The organism is Peribacillus sp. Bi96 (genome assembly GCF_918698115.1).
GTDB lineage: Bacteria > Bacillota > Bacilli > Bacillales > DSM-1321 > Peribacillus.
In genome coordinates this window covers 62,789-80,397 of sequence record NZ_CAKKLV010000013.1, presented here as the reverse complement: position 1 = coordinate 80,397, position 17,609 = coordinate 62,789, and the positions used below count along the sequence as shown (strand labels likewise).

The 17,609-nt window shown below is 39.6% G+C and carries 16 protein-coding genes and 1 pseudogene; 9 read left to right on the top strand and 8 right to left on the bottom strand.

Annotated features, from left to right (window positions below; translation table 11 throughout):
- Positions 1 to 20: 20 nt before the first annotated feature.
- Together LQ203_RS16515 and katA are read right to left on the bottom strand one after the other, a co-directional pair.
- Complete coding sequence (locus LQ203_RS16515; protein WP_230159462.1) at positions 21 to 1,214, bottom strand: M14 family metallopeptidase; 1,194 nt, start codon at positions 1,212 to 1,214, stop codon at positions 21 to 23.
- Between the two features lie 404 nt (positions 1,215 to 1,618).
- A complete protein-coding gene (gene katA / locus LQ203_RS16510) occupies positions 1,619 to 3,073 on the bottom strand; it encodes a catalase KatA (RefSeq protein ID WP_230159461.1) in 1,455 nt (484 codons plus the stop codon).
- Positions 3,074 to 3,680: 607 nt separating this feature from the next.
- Here katA and LQ203_RS16505 point away from each other — a divergent pair.
- The 7 genes and pseudogenes from LQ203_RS16505 (at position 3,681) to LQ203_RS16475 (ending at position 9,270) form a co-directional block, all read left to right on the top strand.
- Positions 3,681 to 4,568: a TetR/AcrR family transcriptional regulator gene (locus LQ203_RS16505; RefSeq protein ID WP_230159460.1), complete on the top strand. Its 888-nt coding sequence runs from the start codon at positions 3,681 to 3,683 to the stop codon at positions 4,566 to 4,568.
- A gap of 126 nt (positions 4,569 to 4,694) precedes the next feature.
- On the top strand, positions 4,695 to 5,042 hold the full coding sequence (locus tag LQ203_RS16500; protein ID WP_230159459.1) for a phage holin family protein: 348 nt from the start codon (positions 4,695 to 4,697) through the stop codon (positions 5,040 to 5,042).
- A gap of 381 nt (positions 5,043 to 5,423) precedes the next feature.
- On the top strand, positions 5,424 to 5,597 hold the full coding sequence (locus tag LQ203_RS16495) for a hypothetical protein (RefSeq protein ID WP_230159458.1): 174 nt from the start codon (positions 5,424 to 5,426) through the stop codon (positions 5,595 to 5,597).
- 105 nt (positions 5,598 to 5,702) lie between these two features.
- Positions 5,703 to 6,014, top strand: coding sequence for a helix-turn-helix transcriptional regulator (locus LQ203_RS16490; RefSeq protein WP_230159457.1), 312 nt, complete (start codon positions 5,703 to 5,705; stop codon positions 6,012 to 6,014).
- Positions 6,015 to 6,141: 127 nt separating this feature from the next.
- On the top strand, positions 6,142 to 7,320 hold the full coding sequence (locus tag LQ203_RS16485; RefSeq protein ID WP_230159456.1) for an MFS transporter: 1,179 nt from the start codon (positions 6,142 to 6,144) through the stop codon (positions 7,318 to 7,320).
- A gap of 14 nt (positions 7,321 to 7,334) precedes the next feature.
- Positions 7,335 to 7,586: pseudogene (locus LQ203_RS16480) on the top strand (endonuclease); the annotation flags it as partial.
- A gap of 316 nt (positions 7,587 to 7,902) precedes the next feature.
- Positions 7,903 to 9,270: an amino acid permease gene (locus tag LQ203_RS16475; RefSeq protein ID WP_230159455.1), complete on the top strand. Its 1,368-nt coding sequence runs from the start codon at positions 7,903 to 7,905 to the stop codon at positions 9,268 to 9,270.
- A gap of 46 nt (positions 9,271 to 9,316) precedes the next feature.
- On the opposite strand, the gene LQ203_RS16470 is transcribed toward LQ203_RS16475, so the two are convergent.
- From LQ203_RS16470 to LQ203_RS16445, 6 genes are all read right to left on the bottom strand, one after another.
- Complete coding sequence (locus tag LQ203_RS16470) at positions 9,317 to 10,180, bottom strand: DUF4349 domain-containing protein (protein ID WP_230159454.1); 864 nt, start codon at positions 10,178 to 10,180, stop codon at positions 9,317 to 9,319.
- A 59-nt stretch (positions 10,181 to 10,239) separates the two neighbouring features.
- Entirely contained in the window at positions 10,240 to 10,413 is a 174-nt protein-coding gene (locus tag LQ203_RS16465) for a hypothetical protein (protein WP_230159453.1), read from the bottom strand.
- 178 nt (positions 10,414 to 10,591) lie between these two features.
- The gene (locus LQ203_RS16460) at positions 10,592 to 14,407 is read right to left on the bottom strand and encodes a bifunctional 2',3'-cyclic-nucleotide 2'-phosphodiesterase/3'-nucleotidase (RefSeq protein ID WP_230159452.1); all 3,816 of its coding nucleotides are present in this window, start codon (positions 14,405 to 14,407) and stop codon (positions 10,592 to 10,594) included.
- Positions 14,408 to 14,713: 306 nt separating this feature from the next.
- Positions 14,714 to 15,172 carry a DinB family protein gene (locus tag LQ203_RS16455; protein ID WP_230159451.1) on the bottom strand — a complete coding sequence of 153 codons (459 nt, stop codon included), beginning with the start codon at positions 15,170 to 15,172 and terminating at the stop codon, positions 14,714 to 14,716.
- 26 nt (positions 15,173 to 15,198) lie between these two features.
- Positions 15,199 to 16,032, bottom strand: a complete 834-nt coding sequence (locus LQ203_RS16450) for a GNAT family N-acetyltransferase (protein ID WP_230159450.1) — start codon at positions 16,030 to 16,032, stop codon at positions 15,199 to 15,201.
- Positions 16,033 to 16,432: 400 nt separating this feature from the next.
- Positions 16,433 to 16,594 (bottom strand): YvrJ family protein, encoded by a 162-nt coding sequence (locus LQ203_RS16445; protein ID WP_081092540.1) that lies wholly within the window; start codon positions 16,592 to 16,594, stop codon positions 16,433 to 16,435.
- A gap of 156 nt (positions 16,595 to 16,750) precedes the next feature.
- Between LQ203_RS16445 and LQ203_RS16440 the strand changes: the two genes are divergently transcribed.
- Positions 16,751 to 17,374: a sigma-70 family RNA polymerase sigma factor gene (locus LQ203_RS16440; protein ID WP_230159449.1), complete on the top strand. Its 624-nt coding sequence runs from the start codon at positions 16,751 to 16,753 to the stop codon at positions 17,372 to 17,374.
- Complete coding sequence (locus LQ203_RS16435; protein WP_230159448.1) at positions 17,367 to 17,582, top strand: hypothetical protein; 216 nt, start codon at positions 17,367 to 17,369, stop codon at positions 17,580 to 17,582. Before LQ203_RS16440 ends, LQ203_RS16435 begins: the two co-directional genes overlap by 8 nt.
- Positions 17,583 to 17,609 lie beyond the last annotated feature (27 nt).

The following is a 17,609-nucleotide window of genomic DNA, read 5'->3' as shown; positions in this document are numbered from 1 at the left end:
CTTTTTCATTTGGTCAAATTTCACATATACATACCTGCTAAGAAAATCCCAAGCGTCTTCTGATAAATCTCATCGAACTGTGATAAAGGGAGTGGGTTGGTTCCTTTGCCCAGCTCCACAGTAAATCCAGGTCTGCGCCAATCCTGAATGTACCAATCCTTATACCCTGCGTAACTATTGGCGGATTTGACAGGTTCATATCCACTGACCCTCGCAAACTCATTGACTATCGTTTCGGACTCTGGCGGTTCCAAACCTTCAAACCCCCAATAAATGACCTCCCCTTGAGTATGGAAAGCAAGGACCTTGTCAAAATCACGTTTTCTAGTCAGCTCTGCCATTCCAATGGCTTCAGGCTGCGTAAGTGGTCCTTCCCCAGAATAATTTGCCGGACCAGGCTCCGTTACATTATTGCGTTCTTGTTCCAGCTCCCATTTGGCGGGAAATTGATCATTCAGATCCACCCCGTTAATATTGGCTTTCCAGCCAGAGAAGTCTTCGCTGCCATTATTCCATTCCACGAGCTGTCTTTTCAAAGACTCATCGGCAGGCGGGCCTTTTTGAACCAACTCCACTCCGTCGGGATTCACCATTGGGACGATCGAAAGCATCGCCTGTTGGTATAAAGGAAAAAGAGATAGACCTCGTATGGCAGTTTGATTCGTGATTGACAGCAAGTAATCGTTTAAAAAGGTCATAATCACAGGGGTAGTAATCCACTCATTCGCATGAAATGAACCGTTATAGTGTACTCGCTTGTCACCGTTCCCAATCAGCACTTCTGGGATATCCCTTCCTAGCACTGTTTCTCCAATCGGGGATGTTTTAATAAAAGGATAGATACTTTTCAAGCGTCTTACATCAGTCACCATCGTCTCATAGTCATATTTTTGGTTTCCTTGAATGAGCCTCCACGTAATTCTTAATGGCACAGAAATCGTCTGACCAACTTGCAAGGCACTGGGATTGAGATTAGGATTAACCAAGAATAAGGCATCCAAAGAAAGATTACGTGATTTTGCAATTGCCCATAAAGAATCCCCTTGCTTAATCTTATAGCCGGTCGTCGTAAATCCAGGAATTTTAATTTGCTGGCCTATCTTGAGGGCAAGTGGATCACTCCCACTATTGGAATCAATGATAAGTTGGTAATTCACCTTGAATAATTGGCTATAATACCATAAGGAATCATTCTGGCGCACAAAAACGTCCATACTGCACCTCCTCTTAATAAAATGTATGCTGATACTATTTAATTATTGCTAAAGCACAAAGACCTTTCTTCATTGGAAGGGACTTCACGATTAATGTTGCTCACTCCTCAAGCCGAACCAAATTGGGATCACCATCCAGAATGTATCATTCCTGATATCTTTAAAATTTCCTATCCATCCCCTTCTTTCAGCCAACGCAGATTCTTCAAGCATATGTCAGATAACTTTTAACGCAGTTCAAAGACAATTTCAAAATATCTTCCACAATCGGTGTTTAAAAAGATGACCTATACTTTAAACACCGATTGGTCTGAATGGACAGAACATCACGGCATAAAACAAAACAGGCATCCATTCATGAATGGATGCCTGTTTGCTTATTAATAGATTGATAGTTCGATATTTTACGCTTCTTGCGGTACAGCCAAGCCCAAACCTTCAGCAATGCGTGTTCCGTATTCTGGATCGGCTTTGTAAAAATGACCGATTTGACGAAGCTTGATTTCTTCTAATTCCACAGGTTTCATTGCGCCCACAATCGTATCCACAAGGCGAGTTTTCTCTTCTGCACTCAATAGACGGTATAAATCACCTGCTTGCGTGTAGTGATCATCACTATTATGGCCAACCTGTGCCACTTGCCCAGTGAGCTCGAAAGGAGTGACTTTATTTTCCGCAGATTCTGCAGGACCGCCAAAACTATTCGGCTCATAATAAACAGAACCCTTGCCATTGTCATCTGCACGCATGAAGCCATCACGCTGGTAATTATTCGCTTCCACTTTCGGACGGTTAACCGGAAGCTGGTTGTGATTCGAACCAACACGGTAACGGTGTGCATCACCGTATGCAAATAGACGACCTTGAAGCATCTTGTCTGGAGAAGCTTCAATTCCTGGTACGAATGTTCCCGGTGAGAATGTCGCTTGCTCTACTTCAGCAAAATAGTTTTCAGGATTCCTGTTCAATTCCATGCGGCCAAGTTCGATTAGCGGATAGTCTTTTTGAGACCATACTTTCGTTACATCAAATGGATCAAAACGGTACGTATCCGCATCCTCCAAAGGCATGATCTGAACAAATAATTTCCATGCAGGGAAGTCCCCTTTTTCTATGGCATTGAATAGATCTTCCGTATGGTAATCAGGGTTTTCACCTGCTAGTTTTGCTGCTAGATTCACATCAAGGTTTTTGATGCCTTGTTCAGTTTTGAAGTGGTATTTCACCCATACGCCCTTCCCTTCATCATTTACCCATTTAAATGTGTGGCTTCCGAAGCCATGTGTATGACGAAGTGTAGCCGGAATACCCCGGTCAGACATCAAAATTGTTACTTGGTGCAAAGATTCTGGTGAATGTGACCAGAAATCCCAAACTGCTGTCGGGTTTTTCAAATGTGTTCGCGGATCTCTCTTTTGTGTATGAATGAAGTCGGGGAATTTTATTGCATCACGAATAAAGAATACAGGCGTATTATTACCGACGATATCGTAGTTTCCTTCTTCCGTGTAGAACTTAACGGCAAATCCACGTGGATCACGTACTGTGTCAGCAGAACCCAATTCACCCGCTACTGTAGAAAAACGGATAAAAAGATCTGTTTTCTTGCCAACACCATTGAAAAGTTTAGCCTTCGTATACTTAGAAAGGTCGTTCGTTACTTCGAAAGTACCGAATGCACCGGCGCCTTTCGCATGAACTACACGTTCAGGCACACGTTCACGGTTGAAGTGGGCCAGTTTTTCCAATAAGTGTACATCTTGAATGAGGACGGGACCGCGTTGGCCGGCAGTGATTGAGTTTTGATTATCTCCAACTGGAGCACCCCAGCTTGTTGTAAGGTTTTTCTTATTTGTCATTATTGAACCACCTTTTCATTATTATTTATGTATACAATGATAAAGCTTATCAGAAAAAAATCAATACTTATTTATAATAATTTTAATATAATAATGAGTTCATTATTTTCACATACATATAGTGTCACTCAACAATAGCTAGTATATGGTAATGCTTAATAACATAACCCCTTATGACACAGCTTATTTTAATATTCAAGTTCCTAATTATGGTATACGACACATATACCGCTTACTCCTTCATGGGAAATGATTTTATCAGTTCTTCAACTAACGGGATAGTAATCGAGAATGAGGAAGTATACCCATGAATGCTTCCTTCCTCCTATTAATTTTATAACAATCTGTATCGTTCGCCTGTGACGTTGTTCACTCATTAGACTTTATTTTCATAATGAATAAAAACCCAGTTTATGAATCATTGATCCATTCCGGTTCATTTGGGTATTTCATGACATCCTGAAAAATTGACCAAAACAAAGAGTAACTTAGATGCCATCACCCCTATTTTGCTAGAGAAATTGTGAACTTACTGGTTTGTGTTCGTATAGAAAATAAGATACTATTACGTTAAAATGACCGGCCAATAAGAGTAAGGGTGATATATATGAATGAGCGGAAACAACTGGTAGTTAAATATGCACACCAATTATTTATTGAAAAGGGTTATCAAGCAACATCCATTCAAGATATTTTAGATTATAGCGGCATTTCAAAAGGAACATTTTATAACTATTTTTCTTCTAAAAGCGAATTGCTTAAGGCAGTATTCCTTTCTACGCAAGTAAAATTCGAAAAGGAACGGAATGAACTGCTAATTGGGCAAAACCTGGCAGATATTGAAATATTCATCAAACAATCCGAATTACAAATGCACTCCAACAAAAGCAATAAACTCTTTTCCTTATATGAAGAAGTCATGATTTCTAATGATACCGAACTTAAAAATTTCATTACACATGCAAAATTCCAGCATATACATTGGCTTTCAAAACGGTTTCTCGATATATTCGGTGAAGAGAAAAAACCCTATATTTTGGACTGTGCCATTCTTTATTCCGGCATGATGCATCAAACGATTCATTTTAATGCCTTGGCTAAAGAGCCTGATTTCAACCCAACTGAAATTATCCGTTATTGTGTTGATAGGATTAAAACCATTTTCGAAGATGTAAGCCAATCAAATGTACAGCTTTTGGAACCAGATCTTATCAAGCAATGGCTGCCGGAGTGCTATACACAGCAGGATTTTAATACTGCACTCCTCCACTCTGCAAACGACCTAAAAAAGATGATCTTGAAGCTTTGTCAGGATGATGAAAGAGAACGTGTAAAAAACTTAAAGTTAATTCACTTTATCCAAGAAGAATTTTTACAAAACAGTGATACACGAATCTTTCTCATCGAAAGTGCACTGCTTTCCTTAAACAGCAATCCAAAGCTAAAAAACACATTGGAATTAAGTGAATTCGAAAAGATCATTGCCAATAACTAAATTGAAAATGGCCTCCTAAAAGGGGGTCCTTTCCTTTTTTGTGACAATTCTGCAAACATACAACTGGAATTCATGAAATTTTAGTATAATGACTTGTAGTATAAGTGACTTCAGGAGGAGTTTTTCATGAATATTATATTGCGTTTTCTTATCAACGGGTTGGTATTACTCGTCATTGACTGGCTTCTCGACTCCATCACGATTCAATCTTACGGTACAGCCCTGCTGGCGATTTTTATATTATCAATCATGAACTTGTTAGTTAGACCCATTCTGCAACTAATTACATTGCCGATAACTATCTTGACGTTCGGATTGTTTTCGTTCATTATCAATGCCTTCACGTTCCAAATCACTTCTTATGTAGTCAGCGGGTTTGTCATACATTCTTTTTGGGGAGCCCTAATCGGATCACTGTTATTGAGTTTCATTCAAAGTCTACTAATAAAAAAGAGTAAAAAAAACCGTCAGTAGGATGCTGGCGGTTTTTTTTATCCACCCTCATTTTCCATACCACCTTTCGATATTTCCCGGGCTATTCCCCTAAATTCCCCTATTATGTAATAGCTGTATTCGCTCATTTTTGACAATTAACAAGGAAAAAGGGCCTTTTATCCATAAGTATAACCGTACATACCGATTTCTATGGAAATGGAATGAATCGATTTATGGAGGAATGACATGTTCCAAAACATAAACCAAGATTTATGCTGTCCTTTATGCTCAGATTCCCCCCTCCCTTCGCTCTGAATTTCTGGTTAAAATTCTAATCCTTCACTAAAAGAAAAAAAAGTCACCATAACTGGAACACCGTCCGCATACTTCTCCCATTCCGGCTTAAAAGATGCATCAGTCATGGATTCAGTGGGTGATTCTCCAGAACCGATGGTTGGCTCCTACTATGACTCTGCCAGCGGAAAATCAGGGTCTTCGCTAAAGAACACCCTGCACGAAATCATCGATGACCATACAGGAATATCGAAAGGACTACTAAAGTCGACCCTCGATAAAAGCTTATTCACTACATAGATTCACTTCTTTTCGTATTACTTTTTCCGCATCTTCAAATTACGTATTAGTGAAAACGGTAAATTTTACATTTACAAATCTATAAAAATAGATATAATAATTTATATGGAACCTACATTAATCTATAAAGCTTTGTCAAACGATACACGTCGTCAAATTTTGCTATGGCTAAAAAATCCAGAGAAGTTCTTTAATGAAAAGCCTTATTTTCAACAAGGTCTAAATATTCAAGTTGGTGTATGTGTGGGAGATATTCAGGTTAAATCGGGGCTTGCACAATCTGTCATCTCTAGTTATTTGTTAACCATGCAAAAAGCTGGTCTATTGGAATCTGAGCGAATCGGAAAGTGGACTTATTATCGTCGGAATGAAAAAACAATACATGAATTTTCCGAGTACATTCAAAAAGAACTATAAAATAAACGTAAGGAGGTCATTCTTTTTTTGTTTTTACATATCTAGATATACAGATATTTAATTTTATAAATGATTTTAATCTGTATATAAATTAAGAAATAAACAATAGGAATGGAGATTTATATTAATGAAAAAAGTTAACCCTTTGCTTATTATTATGTTGGCTTTAGGCGTATTCGGCATTATTACAACTGAAATGGGTATTGTGGGAGTCCTACCCCAAATAACTCAAAAATTTAATATAACAACTTCACAAGCAGGATTACTTGTAAGTATATTTGCTTTAATTGTTGCCATTTCAGGTCCATTCTTGACCTTACTCGCTTCTGGAATTAATCGTAAAGTAATTCTACTAACCTCAGTATTTATGTTCACGATTTCAAATATTATTTATGCATATACAACGAAATTTGATATCATGCTAGCTTTCCGTATACTACCCGCTATTTTTCATCCTGTCTTTTTTTCGATAGCCCTTGTGACTGCAGCCAAACTTGTTCCTCCGGAAAAAAGTAAGCAAGCAGTTACAAAGGTTTTTGCCGGAATTACTTTCGGATTTGCATTTGGTGTACCTTTAACTTCTTATTTCGCGGAAAAGTTTTCGTTAGAAACTGCTTTCCTATTTGGAGCTGTTGTAAATGCGATTGCTTTTGTAGGAATATTATTGTGGCTTCCTTCCATGCCTAATAAGGAAAAAATGTCTTATGGAAAGCAGCTTGGTATATTACGTAAACCGGGATTATGGTTAAACATCGCAGCCGTTATGTTTATCTTTGCAGCAATGTTCTCTGTATACAGCTACTTTGCCGAATATCTTGGACAATTAACACATATGAATGGGTCTTTGATTAGTGTAATGTTGATGGCGTTTGGTCTAATCATGATTTTTGGGAATTTTTTGTTTGGTGGATTTTTGCAAAAAAGCATAACTAAGACCGTTATAATGTTCCCCCTTCTATATATAGTAATTTATTTATTCGCTTATTATTTGGGCTCCTATTTAATTCCGATGATTCTAATGGTTTTCATTTGGGGAATAGTGCATTCTGGTGGTCTAATTGTCAGTCAAACATGGTTGACAACTGAAGCGAACGAAGCACCTGAATTCGGCAACAGCTTGTTTGTCTCATTTTCAAATCTTGGAATTACTTTAGGGGCGTCTATTGGTGGTTGGTTTATTTCTCACTTGGGAATACATCAACTCATCTGGAGCGGAATTGTGTTTGCATTGCTAGCTTTCATTTTGATCATGATAAAAATGAAAATTTTCAGTTCGAACGTAGAGGGAGTTAGCGTAGGTTCTTGAATTGAATGAACAGTGAAATTATCCGAATGCTGTTTTATATGGCCGTTCGTTACGGTGAAAGTGGTGAAATTGATTTAGAACTAAATAATCAAGTGAACAGCTGCACCAATCCTTATCATGGAAAGTTGGCGGGCCTGCTGGTATGGAACGAACAGGACCCAGTAGATACTTTTGAACGTACTCGAAATGAAATCATTTATAATAAATATAAGCATAATCGCAACCCTTTCATTGATCATCTGGAATGGGCCCTCAGCCATCTGTAAGTAAGAGGAAAGAGCTGTCCTGTTTTTCAGGGCAGCTCTTTCCTCTTATAAAGTCTAAATTTTCGGAAAAATCACATAATTTAATTTTATTTAAATACCATTCTGTTTCGTAATTATAAGATGTTATACGCTAATAACGAAGAGTATCCCTTGCGTGGTAAGCGTTTTCATTTTTTGCTTTACATTCTTCCTATTAAAATATATTATTTAGTTGTAATATTATGTGAAAAATCAATAAATAATATGTATTCTCCTCTACTAGTGATAAAATGCTAGATAGAGAAAATCAAACTCCAACATAGAAAAGGGGAAAATTATGCAAAACTCCAAAGAATCTCAACTACATAGAGGTTTGGAAGAAAGACACATCGCATTAATGTCTCTTGGCGCAGCCATTGGAGTCGGTTTATTTCTCGGCTCGGCATCTGCGATTAAATTAGCCGGCCCAGCCATCATTATTTCCTACGCCATTGGCGGGCTTATGATCTATCTAATCATGCGTGCACTAGGGGAAATGGCGATAAAAAATCCAGTCGCAGGCTCTTTCAGTCGCTATGCAAGCGAATTTGTCGGTCCTCTTGCCGGATATATAACCGGATGGAATTACTGGTTCGTTTGGATTGCCACCTGTATGGCTGAAATTACGGCAGTCGGAATCTATATGCAATTTTGGTTCCCTGATACTCCGCAATGGGCTTGGGCGTTAGCCGCACTTGCCATCATGACAACGATTAACTTTCTTGCTGTAAAAGCATACGGTGAATTGGAGTTTTGGTTTGCCCTAGTTAAAATCGTTACGATCATCCTTATGATTGTCCTTGGCTTCGGAATGATTATTTTTGGACTGGGGAATGGCGGAATCGCGGTCGGATTCGGTAACCTTGTTGAACATGGCGGATTTTTCCCTAATGGGATTTCCGGTGTCATCCTTTCTTTCCAAATGGTCATGTTCGCCTATTTGGGTATTGAAATGCTCGGAGTAACCGCAGGTGAAGTCAAAAATCCTGAAAAATCTTTAAAAAGAGCAATCGATACCGTTTTTTATCGGATTTTACTTTTTTACGTTTTAGCTCTGACAGTCATTTTATCGATCACTCCATGGGATCAAATGAATGGTGAAAACAGCCCATTCGTTATGATGTTTGATAAAATCGGTATACCAGGCGCAGCAGGAATCATTCAGTTTGTCGTACTGACAGCAGCCCTTTCATCTTGTAACAGCGGGATCTTCAGTACAGGGAGAATGTTATTCAACCTAGCGCAGCAAGGTGAATCACCAAAAAGTTTCGAACGTACAACAAAGTCAGGCGTACCTGGCGTTGCTATTATCGTTTCGGCAGTCGTGCTACTTTTCGGTGTTTACCTTAACTATATGGAAGCAGATAAAGTTTTCAGTTACGTTACAAGTGTCGCAACATTCGGTGCACTCTGGACATGGGGAACCATACTTGTTACACAGATTATCTCTAGGCGAAAAATGAGTCCGGGAGAAAAACAAGGCTTAGCTTACAAGATGCCGCTTTTCCCATTCACTTCTTATTTCACGCTCGCCTTTTTAGTGTTCGTTATGGTTGTACTCGGCTTTTCAGCAGATACAAGAATCGCTCTAATCGTTGGTCCGATTTGGATCATCCTGTTGGTAGTCCTGTATTATGTGACCGGTTTGCATAAACGAAATAGATAAATGACCGAGTGCCCAAGCGATATTGGGCACTCTCTTTTTTTAGCCTTTACCTTTTTTCCCTTCTTTTCATGGCCCAAAGGACCACCGCAACCGCCCCGCCTAGAATAACAAGGATAGGCAAGTTTCCTATTATAAAAACAATGATTCCTGAACCCGCTTTAAGTATTAGATTCGCACTCGTTGCGAGTTGTTTCTTCGTTCTCTCCCATGTATTCAATTCCTTATTCTCAATACCTGGTACAACAATTCGGTCCTGAGATAATGTAATTGTAACCGTTGAATACGAGGTCTGGTTTTCAAGATACTTCATTTGTCCAGTCAGCTGCTCTATTTCTTCTTGAACTGCTGCAAGATCGGATGATATTTTCAGCAAATCTTCCGTTTTCTTAGCATCTTGCATGAATGCAAGTAACCTTTCCTCTACAGCCCTCTTTGACTTCAGTCTTGCTTTTAAATCCACAAATTGCTCGGTTACATCCTGGCCTGTCACATTTCTTCCGACCACCTTCGAAGCCTGGCCCTCGCTATCGGAAAGAAAATCCTGAAAATGGGCTTCAGGAACCCGTACAGTGATCGATCCTTCCACCTTTTCTTCATCTTCCCTGTATACATTGGACTCAACGACATATCCGCCATATTCCTCCACCTTGTTCTCAATCTTCATTTGTGCCTTTTCAAGGCTTTTCACCTTCAATTCAAGCTGCGCTTGATGGATGACCTTTCTTTCATTCGTCATCTTCTCTTCTTCCACAACTTTTTCCGGCTCCATTTTTCCAGAAAAGGAAGCGTCCATTTTACTGCTCGCCTTTTCATCACTTGATTCTGATGCTGAATCATTTTTTTCATTACTGCTGCATGCCGCAAGCAAAAAGAACAAACTGAAGATAAGCATCATTGTTTTACGGTTCATCTGTATTCCCCCTTTTCTTAATAGTACCGACGAATAATTTGGAAGAAAGTTACACTTCACTATTTTATTATCAGAAATAAAAAAGGAACGCCCCTTGTATTAAGGAGCGTTCTCTTTTGGTGTTTCACGAGTAAATGTTGAAAACTCACAAGTAAATGCTCAAGTTTCACGAGTAAATCCGCTAAACCCACGAGTAAATGCTCAAGTTTCACGAGTAAATCCGCTAAACTCACGAGTAAAGCTCAAGTTTCACGAGTAAATCCGCTAAACTCACAAGTAAATGCTCAATTTTCAGGAGTAAATCCGCTAAACCCACGAGTAAAGCTCAAGTTTCACGAGTAAATCCGCTAAACTCACGAGTAAAGCACAAGTTTCACGAGTAAATCCGCTAAACTCACGAGTAAACTTCAATTAATTATTGATATTCGTAATTCTGCCTTCAGTTTCCGCCGTGATCTTTCCGCCTTTAAAGGTTTCTTTCACATAGTTAACGAAAGCTTCTAGATCAGCATGGCCAAACACACGCTCTTTTCCTTTCAGGACGGTATAGTTATCTCCGCCGCTTGCCATGAAGTCATTGACGGTCACTGTGTATGTTTCGGTATCCTTGATAGGTGTTCCGTCCGCTTTCTTCAATAAAGTGACTCTTTCCGTGACCGGTTTACTGAAGTCGGCTGTATAACTCAGCCCTGAAATTTGCAAGGTCTTCGGTGCTCCTTCAACGATCCATTGCTGTTGAAGCAACGTTTTCACCTCGGCTCCAGTAAGTTCAAGCTTAACCAATACATTCCCGAAAGGCTGGATTTTAGCTAAATCAGAAAAAGTAACGTCTCCCTTTGGAATATCTGCGCGAATTCCGCCTGGATTCATGAAGGCAAAGTCTGTATTCAAATCTGCCTTCATGGAATCTGCAATTAAATTTCCAAGTCCTGTTTCCTGCGTGTAGGCATTTGCTCTTCCTATTATCTCGTCCGTTGTCCCAAGTGGTGCTTTCAACTCTGGGAACATATCTAAATAGTCGTTAATGAATTTCGTCGTCCCGGCGTCCGGTGTGATGCCATCTTGTGAAACCGTGACGATTTCAGCTGACTTTTTGACAATATCCTTTGTGATAGGATCGATCTCCAGGTCCACATCTTCAAATGCCGTTCCATAAGAGTAAGCTTGTACAATCAATTTATTATCCACATAGTTGTTGACCTTTGCGTGATTATCCCCGGCTAAGATCACATCGACTTCATCATCCACGGTTTTAGCAAGATCCGCCACTTCACCCGTGATGACTCCGTCTTTTTCAGTGCCTGGGTCATGCGAGATGATCACAATGGATTTGACGCCTTTTTCCTTTAACTCATCAACCGCCTTATTTACGGCGGGTGCCTGTTCTATGAATTCCACATTCTTAATGCCATCCGGACTAACCTTTTGAGGTGTGGCGTTCGTGACTACACCTATGAATCCAATATCAACCCCGCCTACCTTTTTTATGACGTAAGGGTCCAAAATAGGTTTTTTCGTGTCTTTATATACGACATTGGCCACCACATACGGGAAATTCAATTTATCGAATACTACATCCGAGGTAGGCGACTTACCGCCATTGATTTGAGCCATCAGGGTTTCTACCCCTTTATCGAACTCATGGTTCCCGACAGTTCCGACATCGAATTTCATATTATTCAAAAACTGAAGCGTCGGTTTGTCCTGGATCAAAGAGGAAACGGGAGCACTTGCCCCGACAGCATCCCCCGCTGATAGTAACAGTGTATGATCAGGGTTTTCTGCTTTGCGCTGCTTTAAATGTGCAGCTAAATAATCGGCCCTCCCCTGTTTGACACCGCCAAAATCAGAAGTAGTATCAAGCTGGCCGTGGAGATCATTGATTCCAAGCAATTGCACTTTAACGTTTTCTTTGCCAAGATTGAATTTATAAATACCAAAGCCTTTATCATCTTGTTTACCTGTAAAAGTAATCGGGCTGTCTTCATTTAAATATTCCGCTCCCTTTGGTGATGATGTAAAAGTAACATTCACCTTGCCAGAAATCGGGGCAATCGACCAGTTATTATCAGCGGTTGGATTGATCTCCTTTTCTTGTGTAATGTAATCCATCAGGATCTGGCGATTTTCATCCGCAGAGTCCACTACGTATTCACTGCCCTTGACTCCCGGGAAGTTTCCTCCGCCCGAGGCACGGTAATTATTCGTCACGACGATGAAGTCCTGATTCGGATCAATTGGTTTGCCATTGTATTTTAAATCGGCAATCCTGCTTGAGTCAGACACTTTGATCCCTTTTTCATCATAGCGCGGAGCCTTAGTGACATCGATTTGATACGTAACGCCGTCAATGACATCAAAATTATAGACGGCAAACTTTCCATTAAGCAATTCTTGTTCCTCAGTCTTGGCAGGATCAATTTTATTATATTTCCCTGCAGACATCTCAAGCCATTCTTTTACAACGGATCCTTTGATCTTGATTGCCTTCAAGGTATTATCGTATAAATATAAATCGCCGGCACTGCGAATGGTCAAACCGCCTTTTTTGATTTCGGTGAACTCTTCAACTCCATTGCGACCCGCTTTGAAAGGCGCTCCTACAGATAGAATAGGCAAGTCTTTGTATTCAGGACGGTTGCTTTGGATGTATTTCTCTACATACCATTTCTGTGCGCTCGTCACGACTTGTATAGAAGGATCATCTTGTACAAGGGCGAAGTAACTATGAATGGGTGCTGTAGTCGTTCCAATTGGTGTATTAACATACTTGATCGTTCCTTCGTGATCCTTTTTAACGGCTTTGACGACAGCTGCATCTTCAGCCGCTTTTATCCCTGTTACTTTGTCGTTGATTGCCCGTGTTGATGAATCGGAATGTACGACTTTCCATTTCCCCTTGATATTCTGGATATCAAGATCGATGATCCCTAGATTACTGCCGCCATACCCTGCTTGAACGGCTGGTACACCATTTATGGTGCCCTTTTTATTATCTACCCCTTTAAGGACATTGCCTTGACTATCTTTAAATAGACTGTCTAAAGACGCTTCATCTTGTGCCGGAAAGACTTTATGTGTATGGGAGAACGTGATGGCATCGATTCCGGATACTTTACTTAATGAATAGATGACATCCTCAGTATTTTTGGTGTCGCCATTAAACCCGGAATGTGTCAGAGCCACAATGACATCTGCGCCCTTTTTCTTCATTTCAGGTACATATTTATTTGCAGTCGTGATGATTTCTTTTGTAATGACTTTACCTTCAAGATTTGCTTTATCCCAATCCATGATTTGTGGAGGAGCGAATCCGATGTAGCCTATTTTTACTGACTTTTCATTTCCATTGATGTCTTTTACCTTCTTAGTAACGATTTTATAAGGCGTATATTTATTTTTATCATTCTTTGGATTGTTGTCTTTATCTTTTTTATAAACATTGGCATTGATATAAGGGAAGTTCGCATCGTTGATGGCTTCGTCTAAATAAGATAAACCATAATTGAATTCGTGATTGCCGAATGTGGCCACATCATAATCAAGCAAGTTCATCGCTTTATAGACAGGGTGGACCTCCCCTTTTTTCAGTGGTGCTATATTCGCTTTGTAAGTACCTAACGGCGTTCCTTGAATAAGGTCGCCATTATCTACTAAAACACTATTTTTCACTTCATTTCGTGCTTGTTTGATTAATGTTGCCGTCCGTGAAAAGCCGACGGAGTCCGATACGGCATCTTTATAATAATCATAGCTTACTAGATTAGTGTGTATATCCGTCGTTTCCATGATCCTTAATTCAAACGGAGCATCTGAAACGGGGGTTGCCAGGCTGTTGCCGAAGCTACTCGTATTGCCGTTATACTTGGAGACCACCGATATTTTGACCCAATAACCCGATTTGTACGAGTTGAAGTATGCAGAGAATTTTTGGGCTGATTTAATATCCGTCTCGACAGCTGACTGTGAAATGACCTTTGTCCCATTCATTAGCTGGAACACAACAGTTTCATTTCCCTTGTTCCCCTTTTTCGGCGTGACCGTTACAGTTGCTTTTGTGCCGTTTGTGTAATTGACAGTAGGGGCTGAAATAATAAATGGTTTAGTCGTGACCGGTTTCTTGTTAGTCTCTTTTGCGGAGGTCTCCCCCGGTGTGGTAAATGGTGCGGTTATCAAACTTACAGCAAGAAGCGGGGCAAGCATTTTTTTAATATGCATCTTAGACATACTTCACAACCCTTCTTTTTTTTGTAAAATGCTAGAATAATATACCATAATTTTGTCGAAAACGCGTCACGATTTACCGTAATAGTAAGTTTTTTCCTCCGTTGTTCAAACATCTAAATCATACCCCCTATAAATATTTTGATTTTTCAATGTTTTCATTCTATAGCATGTCAACACTAAGTCAAATTAATTTTATTGATCGGCTAAATTTCACCCCCTGCTTGTCCCCTTTCTTTGAAAAAACTGCCCTTTCAAAATAAAAAACCGGTATAGCAAGTTGCATTACCAGTTTTAAAAGCATAAAACCTATAAATCCCGATCTATTAAACTGGCTGAAACCGGTTTGATCCCCATCTCCCTCGACCAGATGGACAGCTGGCCTATATGATGAATTTCGTGGGCTATCAGGTGGTGCAGGATCCTGCCTTTTTCGTATGTCCCCTCCATCCAAGATGGCTGAATCATTCCATTCTCATCTTCAAAGGAATGCGAGTTCAAATATTCCATGACTTCAAAATGATAGCGCTCAGATAGCTCTTCTACTTTCTCGATCGTATCATAAGCGTCTAAATCAATTCCGAGATCCGGTTTCCCTTGTATAGCCCGGATCCAGCTGTATTCAACATCGATAATGTGAGCGAGCGTCCTTAAAACATCGCCCACCCCGCCCGTACGTTTCCGTTTAAGGTCTTCACTCGATACGGACCGGCACCATTCGAACCATTCACTTCGCACCTGCCAGTTATAAGTGAATAAGGTCAACATCCCATCCCCCCTAATTCTCCCCGTCGTCAGCACTGCAGCTTGTATGAGTAATAATCCTGCCGTTGAATGGTTTTGAATCCGCAAGATTCATAGAGTCTTAAAGCATGAGCATTCGTTGCCTCGACTTCAAGAAAAATATCATATCCAGGTTGACATTGTTCGGCTACGATCTTTTTCAGTACCTTTGTGCCAAGTCCACTTCCCTGGTATTTAGGAAAAATGGAAAATCCATAAATCCACGCTTCCCGACCAGAGTGATCAACACGGATTTTCCCTACCGCTCGGCCATCTTTTTCAATGATCATGGTTTTCAGGGTAGCCTCATAAAGAATACGCTGATAATAATCCCTCGCCTCTTTTTCCGTGAATTGGAAACACTGAATATCAAGCTGAATTTCAGTTTCTTCATCACCACTCCGTGAAGGGCGAACGACTGCATCCTCATAATCATCCAGCTCCGTTTGAGACCATTTCATTTGAAACTCAGAAAAAGCAAACTCACATGGCAGCTGCTTCAAAAATCCTTTCCCTGAATGAGAATGAGCAGGTGAATTCAAAATGATCAACTTGTAATCCCGCTGCATGGCATTCCTCATAGCGTCGTCCATCAGTTTAGTAAAAATGCCTTGCCTCCTAAAATCAGGATGTACCATTCCGCACATCTCCACTTTGCTTCCAAATTCGTACAGTCCAAGAAAACCAACAAGTTTCAATCCCTCATAGTGAAGATAATCATTCTTATTCACACCATTTCGACTGCGAAGTGTCTCCCAGTTCAGCTTTAATGTAAAATCTCCCCGTTCACATTCTTGTTGTAGAATTCGAATATCCTCCAGCTGTTTTTCATTCAAAATTCCCACCCCTTTTCCATACTATCAGTTTATTACCAAATAATGAGAAAAGCAGCACCCTTTATTAGGATACTGCCAACTTTCCATAATTTATTTAAGAATGTTGTTTTTTTAAAAGTATTTTCACTTTAATCCATAAAACTAAAAACGTACAGGAGGAGGATTTCCTATCTAATTCCATTGACGGATGAATTATAGTAGTAAAATGATTCCAATTGACGATTATTTTTTACCTATTTTATGGTATATTCCAAATAATGGATTACTCATTTTTTCATTTGACTAAAAAGGAGGAATGCAATAGGTTAAAATTACCATTGTACCGATTTTTTTATACCCGAATTCCGGACCCTTTTTTGAATAGAATCCGAAACTCGGTTTTTACTACCTAGCACATAACGTCCTGAGGTTATCGTTTCGTTTTATGAGCGGACTTTTTTAAGTTCTCAACGTCCGTTGTCAGTTCTTTTAATTGTTTACCGAAGCGGAAGAGCAAAAACATAGAAACGACGAATGGATAGCCAAATTCGCTAACTAATGACACCCACACAGTAGCATCCTCAATCATCATCCTCTTCACCCCTTTTCTTGTATCTGATATCTAAAGTGAAACTTGTTTAGAAAAATCAATCTAGCACTATTGATTTATAGATAAAAGAACAAATGTTCGTATATAATTGATTTATTCCACTTGTCCATCACTTTATTAATTAAAGGAGGGATAGCAATGAACCAATTAACCGCTCATTTCTTTTCTCATTCATTGGAATTTTTACAGCAACAGTACTCATCTTTCTTTGAACAACCGATCATTCAAGTATTTTTACAGAACCCAGAGCATATGAAGATTCTCAGAGAGACTCTTGATTCCCCTTCTTCTCACAACATTTATCATCTCAACGAGACTTTCAAAATTTTCTATTACCGGGCAAAGGTTTACAAATACATGTGCTCCCTAATTTACTTTTTCTCCGTTGATTTTGATAAAAGGGCACGGAAGCAGCGGGAACGCTATCGAATGGTACTGGATGCAGCGCCGAGGGATACTGGCGGAGTGATTGATCGAATCGGAACTTTGGACCTTCAACTTGAAAATATGGGGGAAACGAATGAACTCTCCTCACACATAAGTGATGAAGAAATGATAAAAGCCCTGAAGAACTTAACCACCAAACAAAACCTGGTGTTGACCATGATCTTTTCATACGGCCTATCCAACAAGGAAATTGCTGCATATTTCCATGAGTCGCCACAGAATATCTCAAGTATCCGTAAACAAGCTCTCAAAAAACTTCGAAAACACTATATGGATGAGGTATATGCTAGAAAGGAGAAAAGCCATTGTGGATAAAAAACTCTCAAAAGAGGAATTGTTGAATCTAATTGATTCTTTGAATCCTAAAATAAAAAAATCGTTATTAAACACAAACTATCAAGACCGGAATGACCTGGAACAAGAAATTAAGCTCAAAATCATCGAGTCATATGAAAAAATTGCTGCAATCGAGGCTCCTAATTTCGAAGAGTTCCTTACTGAATTCTTGACTAAGCAAAAATAATAAAAAAAGTACCAAGTCCAGAACATG